Consider the following 20,427-nt stretch of genomic DNA (forward strand, 5'->3'; position numbering starts at 1 on the left):
AAACAAAAAGTCGGATCACCGAGGCAAAAAAAAACGGCGCGATCGAGATCGCGCCGTCTGGCTGTTGCGGCCGTTGCATCAAGCGATCGGCTGCGAACTCCACTCACCGTTCACCAGGCGTTGCAGGCCCAGCGGGTTGGCATTGCGCAGCGCTTCGGGCAGCAGCGCGTCCGGGTAGTTCTGGTAGCAGACCGGACGCAGGAAGCGGTCGATCGCCAGGGTGCCGACAGAGGTACCGCGCGCATCCGAGGTGGCTGGGTAAGGGCCGCCGTGGACCATGGCGTCGGACACTTCCACACCAGTCGGGTAGCCGTTGACCAGAATGCGGCCGACTTTCTGTTCCAGCACCGGCACCAGCCATTGGTACTTGACCAGGTCGGTGGCCGGTTCGCCGATCAGGGTGGCGGTCAGCTGTCCGCGCAGCGATTGCAGCGCGGTTTTGAGCTCGGCATCGTCGGCGACTTCGATCACCACGGTGGCCGGGCCGAAGACTTCTTCCTGCAACAGTTCGTCGCCATTGAGCAGCAGGCTCACATCAGCCTTGAACAGTTGCGCCTGAGCCTGTTGGCCTTCCTGCGGGTTACCGGCCAGGTGCGTGATGCCTTCATGGGCCAGCAGGTGTTCGACACCTTTGCTGTAGCTGCGCAGACCACCGGCATTGAGCATGGTTTGCGGCGCCTGGGCAGCCATCTGCGTTTGCAGCTGCTCGAGGAAAGCGCTGAAGGCCGGCGAGCGAACGCCGATCACCAGGCCCGGGTTGGTGCAGAACTGGCCACCGCCCATCACCACGGACGCCGCCAGTTCCTTGGCCACGGTTTCGCCGCGGGTGGCCAAGGCGTCCGGCAGCAGGACGACCGGGTTGATACTGGACATTTCAGCGAACACCGGGATCGGCTGGGCACGCTCGGCGGCCATTTTGCACAGCGCATTGCCGCCGTTCAGCGAGCCGGTGAAGCCGACCGCTTGAATGGCCGGATGCTTGACCAGCGGCTCGCCGACGCCGGCACCGAAGATCATGTTGAACACGCCCTTGGGCATGCCGGTCTTTTCTGCAGCACGGATGATGGCGGTGCCGACCAGATCGGCTGTCGCCATGTGCCCGCTGTGGGCCTTGAATACAACCGGGCAACCCGAGGCCAGCGCGGCGGCGGTGTCGCCACCGGCCGTGGAGAACGCCAGGGGGAAGTTGCTGGCGCCGAACACGGCAACCGGGCCGACGCCGATGCGGTACTGGCGCAGGTCGACGCGCGGCAGCGGCTTGCGGTCGGGCAGGGCGAGGTCGATCCGGGCACCGAGGAAGTCGCCACGGCGCAGTACTTTGGCGAACAGACGCATCTGGCCGCTGGTGCGACCGCGTTCGCCTTGGATGCGGCCGGCAGGCAGGGCGGTTTCCTGGCAGACGACTGCCACGAAATCATCACCCAGCGCATCGAGTTCGTCAGCGATGGCATCGAGGAATTCAGCGCGGCGAGCGGGGCTCAGCTGGCGATATTCCAGGAAAGCATCGTCGGCCGCCTGGCAGGCGGCGTCGACTTCGGCATCGGTGGCTTGGTAGAAGCTATAAGGAAGCGCCTCGCCAGTGGTGGCGTCGACACTCTTGAGTTTGGGCTCGCCACTGGCGCTGCGGTTGCCGCCGATGAAGTTGTGACCGAGGATGTTAGGCATTGTTGTCTCCGTGTCCTGTGGGCGGGTTGTTAACAGACATCATACAACTTGAGCATATACCGGGCAAGTTGCCCCCCGAACCCCCTACTGTAGCAGCGGCGCGAGCCGCGTCGGTGGTTGATGGGGTGAATCAGGTACAACGCAGCAGGGCCGGACGCGGCTTGCGCCGCTGCTACAGAGGCTGCGTGAGCCGCGTCGGCGGTTGAGGCGGTGAATCAGGCAGACCGCGGTGAGCCCGGACGCGGCTTGCACCGCTGCTACAGAGGCCTGTCGTGATCGATTCGCAACCCCTGTAGCAGCGGCGCAAGCCGCGTCGGCGGTCTATGCGGTGAATCAGGCTGAACGCGGTGAGCCCGGACGCGGCTTGCGCCGCTGCTACAGAGGCCTGTNGGTTGAGGCGGTGAATCAGGCTGAACGCGGTAAGCCACCTCGGCATTCGCGCCGAAAGAAAGCAAATAGCCAGCACGCAAGGTAGCGGCGAACAGGGCCTTAGAGGTAAGGTGAGCAATGGTGCATCAATGGCGATCATGCGCGTCGCCCCATGAAGAGAACGAGAGGACATGCCGCCCATTCCCCTGCTGATCTGCGATGACTCGAACATGGCCCGCAAGCAGCTGCTGCGCGCCCTGCCAGCGGATTGGGACACCACCATCACCCAAGCGGTGAACGGCCGCCAGGCGCTCGAGGCCATTCGCGAGGGCAAGGGCGATGTCATGTTGCTCGACCTGACCATGCCCGACATGGACGGCTATCAAGTCCTGGCGGCACTGCGTGAGCACGGTTTGCGTTGCAAGGTCATCGTCGTCTCCGGCGACGTGCAGGATCAGGCCCTGCGCCGGGTACGCGAACTCGGTGCGCTGGCCTTCATCAAGAAGCCGGCCGAGCCCGACGAGTTGCGCCGAGTCCTGCTCCAGGCCGGCCTGCTGGAAAAGACCAGCGGCGGCCCCTTGCGCGGCGGCAGCGACAGCACCATCCACATCGGCTTCATCGACGCTCTGCGCGAGGCCATCAACGTTGCCATGGGCCAGGCTGCTGCCATGCTGGCCAAGGTGCTCGGCGTGTTCATCCACTTGCCCGTACCCAACGTCAACCTGCTCGAAGCCAGCGAGTTGCACATGGTCCTGGCCGACGTGCAGAGTACACAGCCGATCACGGCAATCTGCCAAGGCTTCATCGGCGGCGGCATCGCCGGTGAAGCGATGCTGATCTTCCACGACTGCGACATCGCCGACCTGGCTCGACTGATGAACCGCAGTGCGCTGGACTACTCCGACCAGGAAATGCTTCTGGACCTCTCGTCGGTCATCATCGGCGCCTGCCTCAGCGGCCTGGCCCAGCAGTTGGACGTGATGTTCTCCCAGAGCCATCCGCACCTTCTCGGCGACCACGGGGCGATCGACGACCTGATCGAAGTCGGCAGGCACCGCTGGAAAAAGACCCTGACTGTCGAAATCAGCTACGCGCTGGAAGGCCACTGCATTCATTTCGACTTGCTGTTGCTGTTCACCGAAGACTCGGTGCAATTGCTGCGCGACAAGCTCGACTACCTGATGAACTGAGCCATGAACAGACCTATCGAACTGGACGAATTTCACTGGCTGCTGGCGATCACGCAGAGCATCGACGTTGGCGTGGTGGTGCTCGACAGCGACTACCAGGTGCAGGTCTGGAACACCTTCATGGAAAACCGCTCCGGCGTGCAACCCAAGGACGCCATCGGCCAGGCCTTTTTCAGCCTGTTCCCGGAGATCGACCGCGAGTGGTTCCGCAAGAAGGTCAGCAGCGTGGTCACCCTCGGCACGCCGGCCTTCACCATCTGGGAACAACGCCCGTACCTGGTGCGCTTCAAGAACTATCAGCCGATCACCGGGCACGAAGCGTTCATGTACCAGAACACCACCATCCTGCCGTTGCGCTCCACCAACAGCGAGATCAAGCACATCTGCGTGGTCATCTACGACGTGACCGACGTGGCCACCAACCGCCGTCAGTTGCAGGCGTCGAACCTGCAACTGCAGAAGCTTTCCAGCACCGATCGCCTGACCGGGTTGTACAACCGTGGTCACTGGGAGGAAGCACTCAAGGTCGAGTACGCACGACACGGGCGCTACGGCCACGCGACCTCGTTGATCATGTTCGACATCGACCACTTCAAACGGGTCAACGACACCTATGGCCACCAGGTGGGCGACCAGGTCATCCAGCGCGTGGCGCAGGTGCTGCGCGCCATGGTTCGTGACTCGGACATCGCCGGACGCTACGGCGGCGAAGAGTTCGCCGTGCTGCTGCCGGACACCGATAAGGCGGGCGGTGCCATATTGGCCGATCGCCTGCGGCTGGCTATCGAAGCCGAAGTGGTCGAGCACGAAAGCGGCCCGGTGCGGTTCACCATCAGCCTGGGCGTCGCCGACCTGGGCTACCCTAGCAACGAGCACCAGCAACTGATCGAATGGGCCGACCAGGCGCTGTATGCCTCCAAGCGCGCCGGCCGCAATCGTGTAAGCGTCTACGAGCGGCCCTGACGGTGCCGATCAATCTTTCGAGGCATGCGCCCAGCGATAATCCAGGCGTGGCGCGCGCACCTTGATCCGGCGCTTGGCCTTGCTGAACAACGGCTCGTGCACCGGCTCCGGATCCTTCAGGAACACCGTCAGCACCGCACTCAACGCGTACAGGCCGGTAAACGCCCACACCACACCTTCCAGGCCGAAGCTTTCGTTGAAGATCGCCACCACCGCAGGCCCCACCCAGGTGGAAGCACCCGCGCCCAGGCTGAGCACCGACAGCGCCGCAGCCTTGTTGTGGGGCGCCAGTGCCGGTGCCAGTGCCGACAGCGGCACGAAGCACGCGAGCGTCAGGCCATACAGCGCGCCGAACACCGAGGCCAGCAGGAAGTTATCCGGGAAGGCTTGCGGCATGAAGAAGAACAGCGGCGTGGTGATCGTGCTGCCCACCGCACCCAGCCAGAGGATGGTATTGCGGTAGCCGATGCGCGTGCTGATGACGCTGGAACCCATGTTGCCGATGATGTTGAACACGAAGACGATGGTCAGCAGCTGCAGCCATTGCTCCAGGGTGAAACCCACCGTGTCCATGAAGAACCCCGGCAGCACCACGAGAAAGCCGAACATCGACGAGGTATTGATGATGCGCACCACACCGGCGAGCGTGACCTTGGGGTGCGACCACATGATGGTGACGTTCTTGGCCATCGACACCAGCGGCTTTTCACCTTCGGGTGCCAGGCGCCGCAGGCCGTGGGCCTCACGCATGCCGACCAGACCGATCACGCCGCCAACCACCACCAGCGCGAACGACAGCCAGAACGTCTGCAGCGCACCGATCAGTGGAATGCTCACGCTCGCCACCAATGAACCCAGGGTCGGCAGACCGGCTGCATAGGCCACCCAGAACCAGCCCACGGCCAGGCCCATCTTGCGCGACGGCGTCGCCGCGGCGATCCACACCAGAAATCCGTAGGCGAACAGCGGATAGCCAAAGCCGCGCAGGCCATAGGTCAGCAAGATCATCTGGTAGCTCAGGGTTTCCAGGCCGTAGATCAGGAACAACACTTCGAACACGCTCCAGATCAACAGCCCGAGCATCATCACCCGTTTCGGGCCCCAGATATTGGACAGGGCACCGGCCAGCCATGACGAGATACCCACGGTGACGCCATACAGCGTGAACACCATGGCGATTTCACCGTCGGGCATGCCGCGGTCGCTGAGAAAAGGGGAGAGGTAGCCGAGTTCGACACCGTCGCCGATCATGAAAATCAGCAGGCCGACGAAGCCCCAGAACAGGGGATAGGGAATGCCGATCTTGTCGCACAGGCGAGAGAGGGGGGTGTTCGGAGTGGATTGATTGCTCAATGGTCCGTTCCTTGTGTGCAGCACGGCGCTTGGGCGCGCCGAATGAATGGCCTCGATGAGGTTGAAAGGCAGGCTCGGTCAGGAGCAGGAGAACGCCACGAAGGCGTGGCACAAACGGCGAAGGCGGGCACATGAGGATCGCCGATGTACGGCGTGCATGGGCCCTTTAATCTGCTTTATTCGAGATTTTCGTGCCGTTTGCCTATTTGTTATCGCATCTGAAACGATTCAGCGCAACCGCTTGGACTGGCATTGCCTGCGACAACGTGCCCGGTGGTAATGGCCGCAGGCCACGTCTCATGGCGGCTAAGGTGTTGCAAAAAATGACTGAAAAAAAATCGCAGAATCAGCCCGGGTCATGCCTTCGTCTCAGCATGTGAGAGCATGGCCGCATCCCTGCCAGAAGGGTTGCCGTTGGCCGTGCCGGAGCGTAAACCTCGGGTATCGACCTCGGCAGGAAGTCCCATGTACCCGCTCATTTCCCACGTCGACAGCGACACCTCACTGCCCGACAGCGCCGATGTGGTGATCATCGGTGGCGGCATTGTCGGTGTGTGCACCGCGTTCTTCCTGGCCGAACGGGGCGTGTCGGTGGTGCTGGTGGAAAAGAGTGGCATCGCCCATGAGCAGTCGTCGCGCAACTGGGGCTGGGTGCGCACCATGGGTCGCGATGTGGCCGAGGTGCCGTTGGCTATCGCCAGTCTCAAGCTGTGGGACGGTTGGGCGGGGAAGTTGCAGCACGACACCGGCTTCACCCGCTCCGGCATTCTCTACGCCTGCGAGTCCGCCGCGGAGCTGGCGGCCAAGGTCGCCTGGCTGGATCAGGCGAAACCGCTGGGCATCGAGGCGCGGCTGCTCGACACCGCGCAGATTCAAGGTCGCCTGCAGGCCAAGGTGCCGTCCTCCTGGACCGGCGCGCTGTTCACCGAGAGCGACGGCCGCGCCGAGCCGGACATTGCCACCGCGGCCATCGCCGAAGGCGCCCGAGTACGCGGCGCGAAGCTGTTCGTGCGCTGCGCCGCGCGCAGTGTCGAAACCTCGGGCGGCAAGATCAGCTCCGTGGTTACCGAGCTGGGCGAAATCAGATGCAACAGCGTGGTGCTGGCGGCCGGTGCCTGGTCAAGCCTGTTCTGCGGCAACCTGGGTATCCGCCTGCCACAGCTGCGGGTGCTGGGGTCGGTGATGCGCACCGCACCTTTGCCAGGCGGCCCGGAGTGCGCGGTGGCGACCGAGAAGGTCTCGTTCAGAAAGCGCGCCGATGGCGGCTACACCGTGGCTCTGCGCAACGCCAACGTCGCGGCGTTGGTACCGGACAGCTTTCGCTACCTGCCCGATTTTCTGCCCATGGTCAGGGCTCACCACCCTGAATACCGCCTGCGCGTGACCCGCCAGAGCTGGCAGGAGCTCAACACGCCCCGGCGTTGGAGCAATGCCCAGGCTTCACCGTTCGAGACACAGCGCCTGTATGACCCCAAGCCGGTGGATGCCTACCTCGACCAGGCTTTGAGCATGCTTGCCGAGCAGTTTCCGATCTTCGCCCAGGCCCGGATCGAGCAGCGCTGGGCCGGCTTGATCGATGTCACGCCCGATATCGTGCCGGTGATGGACCAGGTGCAGAGCCTGCCCGGTTTCTACCTGGCCACGGGCTTCTCCGGGCACGGTTTCGGTATCGGGCCGGGCGCTGGGCATTTGATGGCGGACCTGATCACCGGCAGCGCGCCTTTGGTCGATCCCGCGCCGTTTCGTTTCGCTCGGTTCGCCCGATGACACGCTCATATTCAAGCCCCGAGCCGTTGCGCGATGCGGTCCGCTTCCTGGCGCATGGCTTGCACCAGCCGCTGCTGATAAAGCGGGGTCATGCGCACACTCGGCAGGGCGCAGCTCAGCGCGCCCACGGGGGCCGCGTCGGCGTCCAGGATCGGCACCGCCACGCCGGTGTGCAGCGGCAGCACGCGATCGGCCAGGCCACAGGCGTAACCCTGTTGGCGCACCTGCTTGAAGGTGGAGCGCAGGGCGCTGTCGCTGATGGCGTATTCGCGCAGCAGGCGCGGTGCGTTGTGTTCCAGAATCTGCGCGCGTGCCGCAGTGGGCAGGTGGCTGAGCAATGCCAGCGAGCCCTGGCCGACGCCGCTGAGCACGCGCGCGCCCACGCAATCGGCAAAGCTCTGGGTAGGGTTGGCTCCTTCGTGCAGTTCCAGGCACAAGGCGTAGTAGCCATCCTGAACGAACAGAAAGAAGCTGTCCTGGAAGGTTTCGCACAGGCGCAGCAGGGCTGGGCGGGCGAGCTCGCGCACGCCGCCGGTGTTGCCGGCCTGGGCACCCAGGCTGAGCAACTGGTAACCCAGGAAGTAAGGCCCGCGCAGCCGTGGCAGGCGCACGAAGCCGTAGGATTTCATCGCCTTGAGCAGCCGATACAGGGTCGCGCGGCTAAGCTGGGTATCGGCGCTGAGTTCTTCGATAGTCGCGCCCGGCGCGCCGCGTGCGGCAATCGCCTGAAGAATGTCGAAGGAGCGGTCCAGCGTTTGCGTGCCCTGGGTCGTGCAGCGCGGCAGACGAGCTGGGGATGAGTCGGTTTGGGGCATGTGTGGCTCTCCCTGGAAACGACAATGGCCGAACCCGCACCGAGCACAAGGCTGGGTCTGGCAGGCACGGAAAGTGCAGTGCAATATCCGGGCCCTCACGGCCCTTCTCACCACGATCCATAGGGATGACAGCAACCGATGCCTGGACCTCGCGTAGTACCTGTACAGGGCGATGAACACCTGCCGGCCCGAGTCGATGTGGTGGTGATCGGCGGCGGCATCGTCGGTGCATCCACCGCCTTGGAGCTGGCCGAACGCGGCTTGAAAGTGGCCTTGTGCGAAAAAGGCGGCATTGGCCACGAACAGTCGAGCCGCAACTGGGGCTGGGTGCGCATCTCGCGCCGCGATCCTCGCGAGTTGCCGTTGATGGCCCATGCGCTGAACATCTGGAACGACCTGGCCGCGCGCATCGGCAAGGACGTCGGCTACACCCGCGCCGGCATCCTCTTCACCTGCGCGGATGATCAAAGCTACGCCGAACACGAGCGCTGGAAGGCCAACCTGGACGAGTACCCGGTGCGTGCGCGGATGGTCTCGGGCACCGACCTGGCCGGCTTGCTGCCCGGTGTCGCGCGGCTACCGATCAAGGGCGCGCTGTACACCCCCGACGACGGTCGTGCCGAGCCGCAGCAGGCGGCCCCGGCGATTGCCGAAGCGGCCCGGGCCAGGGGCGCGGTGATCCTCACCGAATGCGCGGTGCGCGGCATCGAGCGCGCGGCGGGCCGGGTCAGTGGCGTCATCACCGAGCGTGGCCCGATCGCCTGCACGTCCGTGGTGCTGGCCGGCGGCGCCTGGTCGAGCCTGTTCTGCTCGCCATTGAAGGTGCACCTGCCCCAGCTCAAGGTACTCAATTCAGTGATCCGCACCACGCCGCTGCAGGGTGGTCCGGAAGCAGCCATCTGGGCGATGGATTTTGCCGTGCGCAAGCGTCAGGACGGTGGCTACACGGTTGCCTCTGGCCACGAGAACATTGCTGACATCGTACCCGACTCCTTTCGCTACGCGCGGCCGTTCTGGCCTGCTCTGCAGCAGGAACACAAGTCCCTGTCGTTTCGCCTGGGCCAGCGTTTCTTCCAGGAAGCGGTGCTGCCCAAGCGTTGGGCGCTGGACGAAGCCAGCCCCTTCGAATACCGCCGCGTGCTCGACCCGGTGCCGTCGATCCGCCAATCCAACCGCGCCCTGGCCAGCCTCACCCGCGCCTTTCCGGTGTTCGCCAACGTACGGATCGCGCAGCGCTGGGGCGGCATGATCGATGTCACGCCCGATGCCGTGCCGGTGATCTCGGCCGTGGAGGGCGTACCTGGCTTTTTCATCGCCACCGGATTCTCCGGTCATGGCTTCGGCATCGGCCCGGCGGCCGGGCGGCTGATGGCCAACCTGGTCACCGGCGAAACCCCGATCGTCGACCCGCAAGCGTTCCGTCTCTCGCGCTTCACCGACGGCTCCAACCCACGGCCCATTTCCGGATTCTAGAGCCACCCGTTCACCCGGCAATACCCTTCAGAAGCTCGCCCGAACGAGCCCGGGTCCAGCGTCCCTGACGCTTTCCAGCGCCTGCCACCTGCCCTTTCTTCCTCACAGTGGGAGCTTCAGCATGTCGCAACGCGATGACTCGGATAAAAGCAACGCTCTGTTGAACCCAACCCGCCGCCAGGCGCTGGCCATGGCCATCATCGGTGCTGCGGGGACTCTGCTGCCGTTGGGCCGCAGCAGCCAATCGTTCGCGGCCATGGCCGCGCCGCCGTCCGGTCAGGTGATCATCGGCCTGTCCCAGGAGCCCACGGTGTTCAACCCGCACATGCCGCACATCGAGGTGGATGACGGCATCCACTGGAACGTGTTCGACCCGCTGTTCGGCATTGCGCCCACGGGCGAATTCATCCCGGCCCTGGCCACTGAAGTGCCAACCGTGGCCAATGGCGGCATCTCCGCCGACGGCCTGCAGTGGAAGATCAAACTGCGCAGCGACGCCAAATGGCACGACGGTCGGCCTTTCACCGCCGATGACGTGAAGTACACCCTGGAACTGATCGTCTCGCCGAATTTCCGCAGCGGCCGCCGCGCGGGGCATGACCTGCTGCGCGACATCACCGTGGTGTCGCCCACCGAAATCCACTGGCGCATGGAGAAGTCCTACGCGCCCTACGCGTCGATTCTGTCGTCCACGTTCATGCTGCCCAAGCACATCCTCTCGGCTGCCGCCGACGTCAACACCGCGCCGTTCAACAATGCGCCGATCGGCACCGGCCCATTCAAGTGGGGCACGCGGGTGGCGGGCGACCATATCCAGCTCAAGGCCAACCCGGACTATTACGGCACCAAACCGCAGCTTGAAAGCGTGATCTTCAAGTACATCCCGGACCTCACCGTGCTCTACACCCAGTTCAAGACCGGCGACATCGACGTCACCGCGATGCAGGGCATCACCCCCGACCATTACGAGGAAGCCAAGGACCTGGCCGGACGCACCGTGGTGATCCTGCCGGTGGCCACCATCGAATCGGTAACGCTGAACATGGAGTGCCCGCAGTTCAAGGACCCCGTCGTGCGCCAGGCGCTGTACATGGCCATCGACAAGAAGACCATCATCGACGAGCTGTATTTCGGCCTGGTGCTGCCCACCGAAACCTACATGCCGCAACAGTCGGCCTACTACAACCCCAACCTGCCCAAGCAAAGCTTCAACATCGAAGCGGCCAGCAAACTGCTCGATGACGCGGGCTGGAAACCGGGCGCTGGCGGCATTCGCGAGAAGGGCGGGGTGCGCCTGTCGTTCACCAACTCCACCACCGCTGGCAACCAGATCCGTGAACAGGCGCAGCAGTTCATCCAGCAGACCTGGCTGGCCATCGGCGTGGAAATGAAAATCTCCAACCTGCCACCCGCCGTGATGTGGGGCGAGTACTGGGTGCAGTCCAAATTCGACTCGGTGATCGTCGGCAACAACTTCCTCACCGGGGCCGACCCTGATACCCGCGACTATTTCGGGTCGCAGTCGACCAATGCCAAAGGTGGCGCCGGGCAGAACAACTCGCAGTACGTCAACGCCAAGGTCGACGAACTGCTCGCCCAGGGCGCCTCCATGCAGGATGTCGCCCAGCGCAAGGCGGTGTACGTGCAGGTGCAGGACCTCATCCGCCAGGACCTGCCCATTCTGCCGCTGTTCCAGTACACCTACGTGCGCGGCTACAAGTCGGGCCTCAAGGGCTTCACCGGCAACATCAACCTGCGCATCGAACCCTGGAACGTCAACACCTGGTCCTGGACCTGAATGCACGCCCACGCCTGGCCGCACGGCCGGGCGTCGTTCGTACCGCAGAGGATCTGACGCATGCCCAACTACATTCTCAACCGCCTGGGGCAGAGCGCCGTGGTGCTGGTGCTGGTTTCGCTGATCGGCTTCATGGTGCTCAACCTGGCCCCCGGCGGGCCCATGTCGCAATTCGCCCTCAACCCCGGCATGAGCCAGGCCGAGCTGGACCGCATCGCCGAGCAACTGGGCCTGAAGCGGCCGCTGCTGGTGCAGTACATCGACTGGTTCAGCCACCTGTTCGTCGGCGACTGGGGCCACTCGTTTCGCGACGGCCGCCCGGTGCTCAGCGTGATTGCCGGACACCTGCCCGCGACGTTGCTGCTGATGGGCACCTCGACCGTGCTGTCGATCGTCATCGGCACCTGGGTCGGCGTACTGGGCGCGGTGCGCCGCTATTCGGTGTTCGACACCCTGGCCACGGTCGGCGCGATGGTGGCGCTGTCGATTCCCACCTTCTGGTTCGGGCTGGTGGCGATCTTCTTTTTCTCCCTGCACCTGGGCTGGCTGCCGGCGGGCAACATGTACACCATCGGTGACCAGTCCCTGGGCGACTACGCCATTCACCTGGTGCTGCCGGTGCTGGTGCTGGCCTTGGTCAACGTGGCGATCTGGAGCCGCTACATGCGCTCCGCCACCCTGGACGTGATCGACCAGGACTTCGTCCGCACCGCCCGCGCCAAGGGCGTGCCCTATCGCCGCGTGCTGACCCACCACGTCATTCGCAATGCCCTGCTGCCGATGATCACCCTGGCCGGTCTGCAGATACCCACCATCCTCGGGGGCGCGCTGGTCACCGAAACGGTGTTCACCTGGCCCGGCATGGGCCGGCTGTTTCTCGACAGCCTGGGCTACAGCGACTACCCGGTGATCATGGGCATTCTGATGTTTTCGGCGGTGCTGGTGCTGTTGGGCAACCTGCTTGCCGACCTGCTGATAGGCGTCGCCGACCCCCGCGTGCGGCTGGCCTGAAGGAGTATTGCCGATGACCACTGCCACTCGTTACCTGCCCGCTTCGCCCCGTTGGGCGTGGCTGGCCAACCCCACCCTGCGCCGTTTCATGCGCCACAAGCTGGCCGTGCTCGGCGTGGTGATGATCACCGTGCTGGTGCTGGCCTGCGTGTTCGGCCCCTACCTGCTGCACTACAACGACCTGACCATCGACATCCGCAACCGCTTCGCGCCACCGCTCACGGGCAATCACTACCTGGGCACCGATGCCCTGGGCCGCGACACCGCCGCGCGCCTGCTCAACGCCGGGCGCATCTCGCTGATGGTGGGTTTCTGCGCCATGCTCATCAGCATCGTCATCGGCACCCTGATCGGCGTCATCGCCGGTTACTACCGCGGCTGGGTCGGCGCCGGCCTGATGCGCTTCGTCGATGCCTTCCTGTCCTTTCCCAGCGTGTTCCTGGTGCTGGTACTGGCAGCCTTCACCAAGCCCAGCCCGATGATGATCACCCTGATCATCGCCGTGACCAGCTGGATGGAAATCTCGCGCATCGTCGAGGCTGAAATCCGTTCGCTGCGCGAGCGCGACTTCACCCTGGCCGCACGCATGATCGGCGCCAGCAACCGCTGGATCATGTTCCGCGAACTGATGCCCAACGCCATCGGCCCGATCATCGTCGCGGCCACCCTGACCATCGCCAACGCCATCCTGCTGGAGGCCTATATCAGCTTTCTGGGCTACGGCATCCAGCCGCCCTTGCCCAGCTGGGGCAACATGCTCAACGCCGCCCAGCAGTACCTGGGCAAGGCGCCCTGGCTGGCGATCATTCCCGGGCTGGCCATCACCCTGGCGGTGACCAGCTTCAACTTCATCGGCGACGGCCTGCGCGATGCGCTGGACGGCAGGAGCGACCTGAAATGAACGCAGATGAAAAGATTGCCGTGGCGCACCTCAACGTCGCCTTCCGCAAGGGGGCCGGCTACGTCCCTGTGGTGCACGACATCAACTTCACCATCGGCGCCGGCGAAACCCTCGCCTTGGTGGGTGAGAGCGGTTCAGGCAAGAGTGTCACCAGTCTGGCCATCATGAAACTGCTCGCCGAGGCGCCGAAAACCCGTATCGACGGCAGCGCCATCGTTGCCGACCACCACGGCAAACCCATCGACCTGGTGGCCATGGGCGAGCAGCAGATGCGCCATGTGCGCGGCAATCGGGTGGCGATGATCTTCCAGGAACCGCTCACCTCGCTGAACCCGGTGCACCGCGTGGGCGACCAGATCGCCGAAGCGATCCGCTTCCACCAATCGCTGAGCAAGACCGACGCCCGCTCCCGTGCGTTGGCACTGCTGGAGCAGGTCGGCATCCCCGAGCCGGTCAAGCGCCTGGACTGTTACCCGCACGAGCTGTCCGGCGGCATGCGCCAGCGGGTTATGATCGCCATCGCCCTGGCCATGGAGCCGGACGTGCTGATCGCCGACGAGCCCACCACGGCACTGGACGTCACTGTGCAGGCGCAGATTCTCGACCTGCTGCGCAGCCTGCAGAAGAAGAACGGCATGGCCATCCTGTTCATCACCCACAACTTCGGCGTTGTGGCGGAAATCGCCGACCGGGTCATGGTGATGTACGCCGGGCGTATCGTCGAACAGGGCAGCGTCAGCCAGGTGCTGTCCTCGCCGCGCATGCCCTACACCCGCGGCCTGCTGGCCGCCGTGCCGCGCTTCGAACAGGCCGGGCTGGCGCAGGGTGAACTGGGCACCATCGCCGGCTTCGTCCCCGACCCCAGCTCGCCGCCCAGCGGCTGCGCGTTCCACCCGCGCTGCGCCTACAGCATCGCCGGCCGCTGCGACAGCCAGGCGCCCGATCTCGAAGAAATCGAACTGGGCCATGACCTGCGCTGCGTGCGCTGGCGCGAACTGCCCGTCGAACACGGAGGTGCACGATGAAAGAACGTCCCCTGATCGACGTCGTCGGCCTGAAAAAACACTTCCCCGTGCGCAAGACGTTTCTCGCCAGCCGCCGCGACCGCGACGACAACCTGGTGCGCGCGGTGGATGGCGTCGACCTGAGCATCGCCCGTGGTGAAGTGCTGGGCCTGGTGGGCGAGAGCGGCTCGGGCAAGAGCACCCTGGGCCGCAGCCTGATGATGCTCGACCCACCCACCGACGGACACATCGTCTTCGACAACACCGAGATCACGCCCTTCAACGACCGCCTGCTTAAACCCTATCGCAAGCGCATGCAGATGATCTTCCAGGACCCCTACGGCTCCCTCAATCCGCGCATGAGCGTCGGCGAAATCCTCGCCATGCCCCTGCGTTTCCACAACCCTGAACTCGATGCCGCCGGGCGCCGCGAAAAGGCCGGGCAGGCCCTGGAAACCGTCGGCCTCGCGGCGCAGTATCTGGACCGCTACCCCCACGAATTCTCCGGCGGCCAACGCCAGCGCATCGGCATCGCCCGCGCCCTGACCCTGGAACCCGAATTCATCATGGCCGACGAACCGGTGTCCGCCCTCGACGTATCGGTCCAGGCCCAGGTGCTCAACCTGTTCGCGCGCATCCGCCGACAGATGAACCTGACCATGCTGTTCGTCACCCACGACCTGGCCGTGGTCGGCCACATCGCCGACCGCGTCGCCGTGATGTACCTGGGCCGCATCGTCGAAATCGCGCCCACCCGCGAGCTGTTCAGCAATCCGCGCCATCCATACACAGAAGCACTGATGTCGGCGATCCCCATGCCCGAACCGGGGCAGCGGCGGCAGCGGATCGTGCTGCAAGGGGATATCCCGAGCCCTATTTCACCGCCTTCGGGATGTGCGTTTCGCACCCGCTGCCCGTACGTGCTGCCCGCCTGCGCGCAGGATCGTCCGCTGTTGAGGGAGGTGGGGGTGGCGCATGGGGTGGCGTGTATTCGGGATGATTTGGAGTTGGTTTCGCCGCTCACCGATCACGCCAGCCCGAGCGCCTCGACGATATCGCTGGCCAGCACCACTTCGGCGTACTCGCTGCCGAGTATCGCCAGCGTCAGATCATGAACGGTGCCCGCATCCCAAACGGTTCCATCCGCCCCCGTCACGGGTACCGCAGTAGTGGCGTCCGAGGGGAGGGTGATGCTGTAACCCAGCGCCTTCCCGGCGCGAACGGTGGCATCCATGCTGTTATGAACGACCACGCCCGTCAGCACGAAGCGTGTCACCTGCATGGCCTTGAGCACGGCATCCAACTCGGTGCCAATGAACGCACAGTTCTGCTGTTTGGTGATCACCGGTTCACCGTCCAAGGGGGCAACTTCCCGCTTGATGCCATTCCACGGCCCGTGAGTGTGGTACGTCGATGTGGGCGTTGGTTCATCGTGCTTCACGTGCATTACCGGCCAACCATTCGTACGCCAAAGCTGCAGCAGCCGCTGAATGGTTTCCAGGTAGCCGGGGTTGCTTTTGCCATTCCACCTCGGCTGGTCGATGGCGTCTTGCACGTCGAGGATGATGAGAGGGATCGGGTTGGGCTGGTCGCTCATGGAAGGCCGTTTGATTGGAAAAGAATGGGGGGCAGTGTGCGGTAAGGGGCAGGGGCGTTCAATGGGGGGTGGGGGTGGGATGCGTGGCAGGCGTACCTGAAACAGCTATGATCTTCAGCGCCGCAGGCCTGTGCACGCGCGAGTGATCCTCGAGGTGTGGATCCCGTGCGCCGCATCATTTCCATGAGGAAAGCCAATGAGCGAGAACAAGACCGCTACCGACATCGACTGGATCGACCCTGACGATGCCCCGGAGCTGACCGACGCCTTTTTCGAGCGCGCCGACGAGTACGAAGGTACTCGAGTGATCCGTCGTGGCCGGCCCAAGGCCGGTGTTGTGCGAGAGCGTATTTCGATCCGCATCGAACCTGCCGTGCTTGCTGAATTCCGAGCCTCCGGACCTGGTTGGCAGACGCGCATGAATGCGGCATTGGCGGATTGGCTCAAGACCCATGACCCTTCGGATCTGCAGAGTTAACGGCGGGTTTTCGTAGTGGACGTCGTGGCCATGTCTAGCTTCTCACCGATGCAAGCGCAGTTCTGTTGCGTCGTTCAGGACGCCTTTCCCGGCTCTACCGGAACAGACAACCGCTCAAAAAGCGGCTTCATCACCTGCCCCGGAGAGGGGATGGGATTGGCCAACGGCTGATCATGTGCGCTGTTCTCCTGCGTCCTGACGCCGATCACGATGCTGTGGTCAGGCTGCTCCTGTGCATAGGCCGTGTAACCGTTATCCAACGGGTGAATTCTCTCGCCGGGTCTTACACCGGGGTAATTCGGGGCGGGGTGAAAGTCGGCGATCACGGCAGTCGTTCTGATCGCCGACAGCACCCAAGGCTGATAACTGTCAGTGAAGAACGAATAGCACGCAACCAGCACCATGCCAGCTGCAATAGCGCCTCCGGAGTGGAACAACGCCAGCAGGCCAACCGTCAGATCGAAAGACTGCGGCGGCAAGCCCAATGCTTCGGAAACAGCAAAGCGCGACAACCCGGTTGCGACCAGCAGTGCCAGCAAGTGCAGCAGAACGATAGGCGTCTTGTACAAAGGTTTATGCCATTTCTTCCGCATCCAGCGGGCCACTGGCAGACACCACATGATGAAGCCCGCAATCATGAAGCCAGCAGCGATCATGCTGGTCACATCCAAAGCGGCAGTGCCCCAGCTTCTGGACAGTAACAAACCCAAGAAGACTAGAACTATCGAAACCATATAAAGCCGATGTGCCACTGAAGTAGCCGCGTACTTGTCCTTCAACCATTGCATATCTGTACCTGGAGCCTTACCCGGGGGATCGATGAAGATTGAGTCACAGAACATGGCCAGCTGTTGGCCACCCTGTCCGATGTGGCTGGAGGTGTTTTGTCCTGCCAGGCCAGCAAAAGGGGGGGGCATCCTAACAGGGCTGTTTTCCAAGAGAAGGGCGGGGCAATAACTCGAAACTGAAATGGTGTGACGTGGTAGTTAGCCAAGCATTACGCGCATACAACGCACTGCAGTGCATCGACGCGCTGGGCGTGGACCAGGAGTTGCTCCTGCATCATCCACGCCCATAAACATCACCCGTTAGAAATCCACCGTCCCGGAAAACTTCACCAGCCGTGGCTCACCCTGGGTCAGGTAGCCGCCGTTGGCCGAGGCCCAGTAGTTCTTGTCGGTGATGTTCTCCACGTTCATGCGCAGGGTGACCGCCTTGCGCTCGACCTTGAAGGTGTAACGCGCGCCCGCGTCGAAGCGGTTCCAGGTGGGCAGGCTCAGAGTGTTCGCCTGGTCGGCATACTGCCCGCCGGTGCGCAGGGCACGGGCGTTGAGTGCCAGGCCGTTCAGCCCCGGCACGTCCCAGTCCACCGTTGCATTGAGCTGGAACGTCGGCACGCCAATGGCGTGGTTGCCGTCGTTCAAGCCGCCCGCCGTGTCTTGGAGCTCAGACTGCAGGCGTGTACCGCCGGCCATCAAGCGCAAGCCTTCCACCGGCTCGCCGAACACACTTAACTCGACCCCGCGATTGACTTGCTTGCCATCGCGCACGTACACATCGACGCTGCCGCCGCCGGGCGTTGCAAAGCTCTGCGTGAAACCATCGGTTGGCCGCTCGATGCGAAACGCCGCCAGCGTGGCACCCCACGATTGCTTGTCCAGTTTGATCCCGGCCTCCACCTGCTTGGTGCGCCCCGGCGGAAACGCCTCACCCACGTTGACGACCTGACCCGACGCCGTTGGCCCCGCCGACAACCCCTCGATACGGTTGGCAAACAGCGACACCGACTCTACTGGCTTGTAGACGATGCCATACACCGGCGTGGTGATCGCCTCGTCGTACATGGAAGTGCGCGAGCCGCCGACACCTGTGGTCGACTCATAGGCATAGTTCTGCACCAGCAACTGCTGGCGCCGCAGCCCGGCCGTCACCAGTACCTTGTCGTCAAAGAAACCCAAAGTATCCGACACCGCCAGGCTGCGGTTGCGCGTCTTGCCGGTGATGCCCGGATCGCTCATGTCACCGGCCGCGAAGCTCACCGCCGTCGGCTTCGCCAACGAGGCGGTGTTGTAGATATTGGTGGTACCCGTGGACTGATAGAACTCATAGGCATTGCGCTGCTCGGTCCAGATGCTCGACGCGCCCAGGCTGATCTGATGGCTGACCGGCCCGGTCTGCAGGTTGCCGTTGATCCCGGTCATGAACGTGGCATTGTCTTCGTCGTGCGGAATCTTCGACCCGCCGATGGTCGCCGCACCCGTGCTCGAATCCGTCAGTACCGGCGTTCCGTACACGCCGTTCTCACGCGTGTGCTTCGCGCCGCCCGCCACGTAGGCCGTCCAGTCCTCGTTGAGATCCCACTCGCCACGCAACATGCCGAAGGTGTCCTCGGTCTGGCTGTAGGTCCAATCCTGACCATAGTTGTGGCTGGCATCCGGTGCCCGTGGAATGCTCGTGATCGTGCCCAGGCGCACCGAGTTGCGCAGGTTGTTGATGCGCTGCTTCTGATAACCAAAATCGCCAGACAGGCGGAAGTTGTCACCCCGATAATCCAGTCCCAGCGTAAACAGCTTGGTGCGCTGCGCCTCGTCGTCGATCGCCGTATCACCCTCGCGCTGCGCCAGGTTCACCCGCGCACCGAAACGGTTGTCCTCGCCGAACCGCTGGCCCAGGTCCAGGTGCTCGCCCACGCGGCCATCGGTACTGATGTCCTGCGTGTAACGCCGGATAGGATCATCACCCGCCCGCTTGGGCACCAGATTCACACTGCCGCCCAGCCCGGTCCCCGTCGGGCTCACGCCATTGATGAACGCGTTCGGCCCCTTGAACACCTCGACCCGCTCCACCGCATCAGTGGAAATGATCTGCCGCGGCAACACCCCATACAAACCGTTGTAGGAAATGTCATCGCTCGACAGCGGCAAACCACGAATCACGAACACCTGCGCTTGGTTGCCGAAACCGAACGACTGACGCACCGACGGATCATTGAGCAACACATCGCCCACGTCCTCCGCCTGCTGATCTTCGATCAGCTTCGAGGTGTAGCTGGTCAGAGTAAACGGCACATCCATGTTGTCCTGATTGCCTAGCACACCCATCTGCCCACCGCGCGCGACTTGGCCACCGGCAAACACATCGGGTGAAGCGCCTTTGGTGGTTTTGTTGGTTTGCGCGTCGATCGACGTGGCATCGAGCACGAGAGCGTCCGCCGCGTGGGCGCCGATGCTCACAGAGCAGCACACCGCCAGAAGAGTAGGGCGAGAAGGAAAACGAAGGACCATGGAAGGATTTCCGACGAAGATAGAAGTTAAGGGGCGCCTTCCTGGCAGGTGCGAATGAATCTCAGTCGAATATCCTAACAAGAGTTTCACAAAGCGTTAACGATTTTTTGAGGGGATTTTCACACGGCACCATGACGGTGCAGAGCAGGGGTGATTCTAAAGAATGGCAAAGGTCTACCGATAGGTAGTTCAGTGATGGTGTTTTTACCTTTGTCTGGGAAATGGAATTCAAATGAGCCCTCAAGACGACCTGCTCGACGAGCCCATAGCGCCGCGATCGCGTGTTCAACAACGTGTGCATCCAGGGTGGTGGTGTTGGCTGTTGGTGCCAGTGGTGGCAGTGGGGATGAACTGGTCGCGGATTGCGGCGTATCTGGAGCCGGCGCGCACGGCTCCGATGCCTCAACCGGTTGAGCGGTTGGAACGGCCCGTTGTTGAACCTGCGCCTGTATCTGCGCCCGTTGTGCGAGCAGTGGCTCCAGCTGCGCCAAAAAGCCTGCAGGAGTGCATGGGCGGGGACAATGCGATTACTGATCAGACGTTGCGCTGTCGGTATGGCGATGCGCCTCGGCCTGCGCGGGAGGAACGAGCCGTGCAGGGGATGGTGTCGGCGCAGTATTTGGCGGAGTACAAGGCGGGGCAGGGTTCTACGCCGGTTCGGCGCGCTGGTAGCAGCAGTAGCTCTGAGTCTCACCAAATACTCGGTTGGGACAGGAAGAATTCATACACCGCTTCATGGAGTGTCAGCGATAACCGGAT

General features: G+C 63.5%; 16 protein-coding genes. 10 read left to right on the forward strand and 6 right to left on the reverse strand.

Annotated elements, in window-relative coordinates; all coding sequences use genetic code 11:
• Positions 1-78: 78 nt before the first annotated feature.
• Complete coding sequence (locus tag IFT75_RS19475; protein WP_192056342.1) at positions 79-1,665, reverse strand: aldehyde dehydrogenase (NADP(+)); 1,587 nt, start codon at positions 1,663-1,665, stop codon at positions 79-81.
• Positions 1,666-2,225: 560 nt separating this feature from the next.
• Here IFT75_RS19475 and IFT75_RS19480 point away from each other — a divergent pair.
• Both IFT75_RS19480 and IFT75_RS19485 read left to right on the forward strand, forming a co-directional pair.
• A complete protein-coding gene (locus IFT75_RS19480; protein WP_192056344.1) occupies positions 2,226-3,224 on the forward strand; it encodes a response regulator in 999 nt (332 codons plus the stop codon).
• Between the two features lie 3 nt (positions 3,225-3,227).
• Positions 3,228-4,187, forward strand: coding sequence for a sensor domain-containing diguanylate cyclase (locus IFT75_RS19485; RefSeq protein WP_192056346.1), 960 nt, complete (start codon positions 3,228-3,230; stop codon positions 4,185-4,187).
• 9 nt (positions 4,188-4,196) lie between these two features.
• On the opposite strand, the gene IFT75_RS19490 is transcribed toward IFT75_RS19485, so the two are convergent.
• Positions 4,197-5,540 carry an MFS transporter gene (locus IFT75_RS19490; protein ID WP_213014972.1) on the reverse strand — a complete coding sequence of 448 codons (1,344 nt, stop codon included), beginning with the start codon at positions 5,538-5,540 and terminating at the stop codon, positions 4,197-4,199.
• A 465-nt stretch (positions 5,541-6,005) separates the two neighbouring features.
• Between IFT75_RS19490 and IFT75_RS19495 the strand changes: the two genes are divergently transcribed.
• A complete protein-coding gene (locus tag IFT75_RS19495; protein WP_192056348.1) occupies positions 6,006-7,307 on the forward strand; it encodes an NAD(P)/FAD-dependent oxidoreductase in 1,302 nt (433 codons plus the stop codon).
• A gap of 11 nt (positions 7,308-7,318) precedes the next feature.
• Here IFT75_RS19495 and IFT75_RS19500 read toward each other — a convergent pair whose 3' ends face one another.
• On the reverse strand, positions 7,319-8,122 hold the full coding sequence (locus tag IFT75_RS19500; protein WP_192056350.1) for an IclR family transcriptional regulator: 804 nt from the start codon (positions 8,120-8,122) through the stop codon (positions 7,319-7,321).
• A gap of 138 nt (positions 8,123-8,260) precedes the next feature.
• Between IFT75_RS19500 and IFT75_RS19505 the strand changes: the two genes are divergently transcribed.
• The 6 genes from IFT75_RS19505 (at position 8,261) to IFT75_RS19530 (ending at position 15,424) form a co-directional block, all read left to right on the forward strand.
• Positions 8,261-9,595, forward strand: a complete 1,335-nt coding sequence (locus tag IFT75_RS19505; RefSeq protein WP_192056352.1) for an NAD(P)/FAD-dependent oxidoreductase — start codon at positions 8,261-8,263, stop codon at positions 9,593-9,595.
• A gap of 121 nt (positions 9,596-9,716) precedes the next feature.
• Positions 9,717-11,393 carry a peptide ABC transporter substrate-binding protein gene (locus tag IFT75_RS19510; protein WP_192056354.1) on the forward strand — a complete coding sequence of 559 codons (1,677 nt, stop codon included), beginning with the start codon at positions 9,717-9,719 and terminating at the stop codon, positions 11,391-11,393.
• 60 nt (positions 11,394-11,453) lie between these two features.
• On the forward strand, positions 11,454-12,404 hold the full coding sequence (locus tag IFT75_RS19515) for an ABC transporter permease (protein ID WP_122480235.1): 951 nt from the start codon (positions 11,454-11,456) through the stop codon (positions 12,402-12,404).
• A gap of 13 nt (positions 12,405-12,417) precedes the next feature.
• Complete coding sequence (locus IFT75_RS19520) at positions 12,418-13,305, forward strand: ABC transporter permease (protein WP_122714788.1); 888 nt, start codon at positions 12,418-12,420, stop codon at positions 13,303-13,305.
• A complete protein-coding gene (locus tag IFT75_RS19525; RefSeq protein WP_192056355.1) occupies positions 13,302-14,330 on the forward strand; it encodes an ABC transporter ATP-binding protein in 1,029 nt (342 codons plus the stop codon). Before IFT75_RS19520 ends, IFT75_RS19525 begins: the two co-directional genes overlap by 4 nt.
• Positions 14,327-15,424: an ABC transporter ATP-binding protein gene (locus IFT75_RS19530; protein ID WP_192056357.1), complete on the forward strand. Its 1,098-nt coding sequence runs from the start codon at positions 14,327-14,329 to the stop codon at positions 15,422-15,424. Before IFT75_RS19525 ends, IFT75_RS19530 begins: the two co-directional genes overlap by 4 nt.
• Here IFT75_RS19530 and IFT75_RS19535 read toward each other — a convergent pair.
• Complete coding sequence (locus IFT75_RS19535) at positions 15,337-15,906, reverse strand: isochorismatase family protein (RefSeq protein ID WP_192056358.1); 570 nt, start codon at positions 15,904-15,906, stop codon at positions 15,337-15,339. The two genes, IFT75_RS19530 and IFT75_RS19535, sit on opposite strands and share 88 nt — an antisense overlap.
• 196 nt (positions 15,907-16,102) lie before the next feature.
• Between IFT75_RS19535 and IFT75_RS19540 the strand changes: the two genes are divergently transcribed.
• On the forward strand, positions 16,103-16,384 hold the full coding sequence (locus tag IFT75_RS19540; RefSeq protein ID WP_192056360.1) for a BrnA antitoxin family protein: 282 nt from the start codon (positions 16,103-16,105) through the stop codon (positions 16,382-16,384).
• A gap of 74 nt (positions 16,385-16,458) precedes the next feature.
• Here IFT75_RS19540 and IFT75_RS19545 read toward each other — a convergent pair whose 3' ends face one another.
• Together IFT75_RS19545 and IFT75_RS19550 are read right to left on the reverse strand one after the other, a co-directional pair.
• The gene (locus tag IFT75_RS19545; protein WP_192056361.1) at positions 16,459-17,172 is read right to left on the reverse strand and encodes a hypothetical protein; all 714 of its coding nucleotides are present in this window, start codon (positions 17,170-17,172) and stop codon (positions 16,459-16,461) included.
• Positions 17,173-17,472: 300 nt separating this feature from the next.
• Positions 17,473-19,668: a TonB-dependent receptor gene (locus tag IFT75_RS19550; RefSeq protein WP_192056363.1), complete on the reverse strand. Its 2,196-nt coding sequence runs from the start codon at positions 19,666-19,668 to the stop codon at positions 17,473-17,475.
• Positions 19,669-20,427 lie beyond the last annotated feature (759 nt).

This window comes from Pseudomonas sp. CFBP 8758, assembly GCF_014841725.1.
In the GTDB taxonomy this organism is placed as follows: domain Bacteria; phylum Pseudomonadota; class Gammaproteobacteria; order Pseudomonadales; family Pseudomonadaceae; genus Aquipseudomonas; species Aquipseudomonas baltica.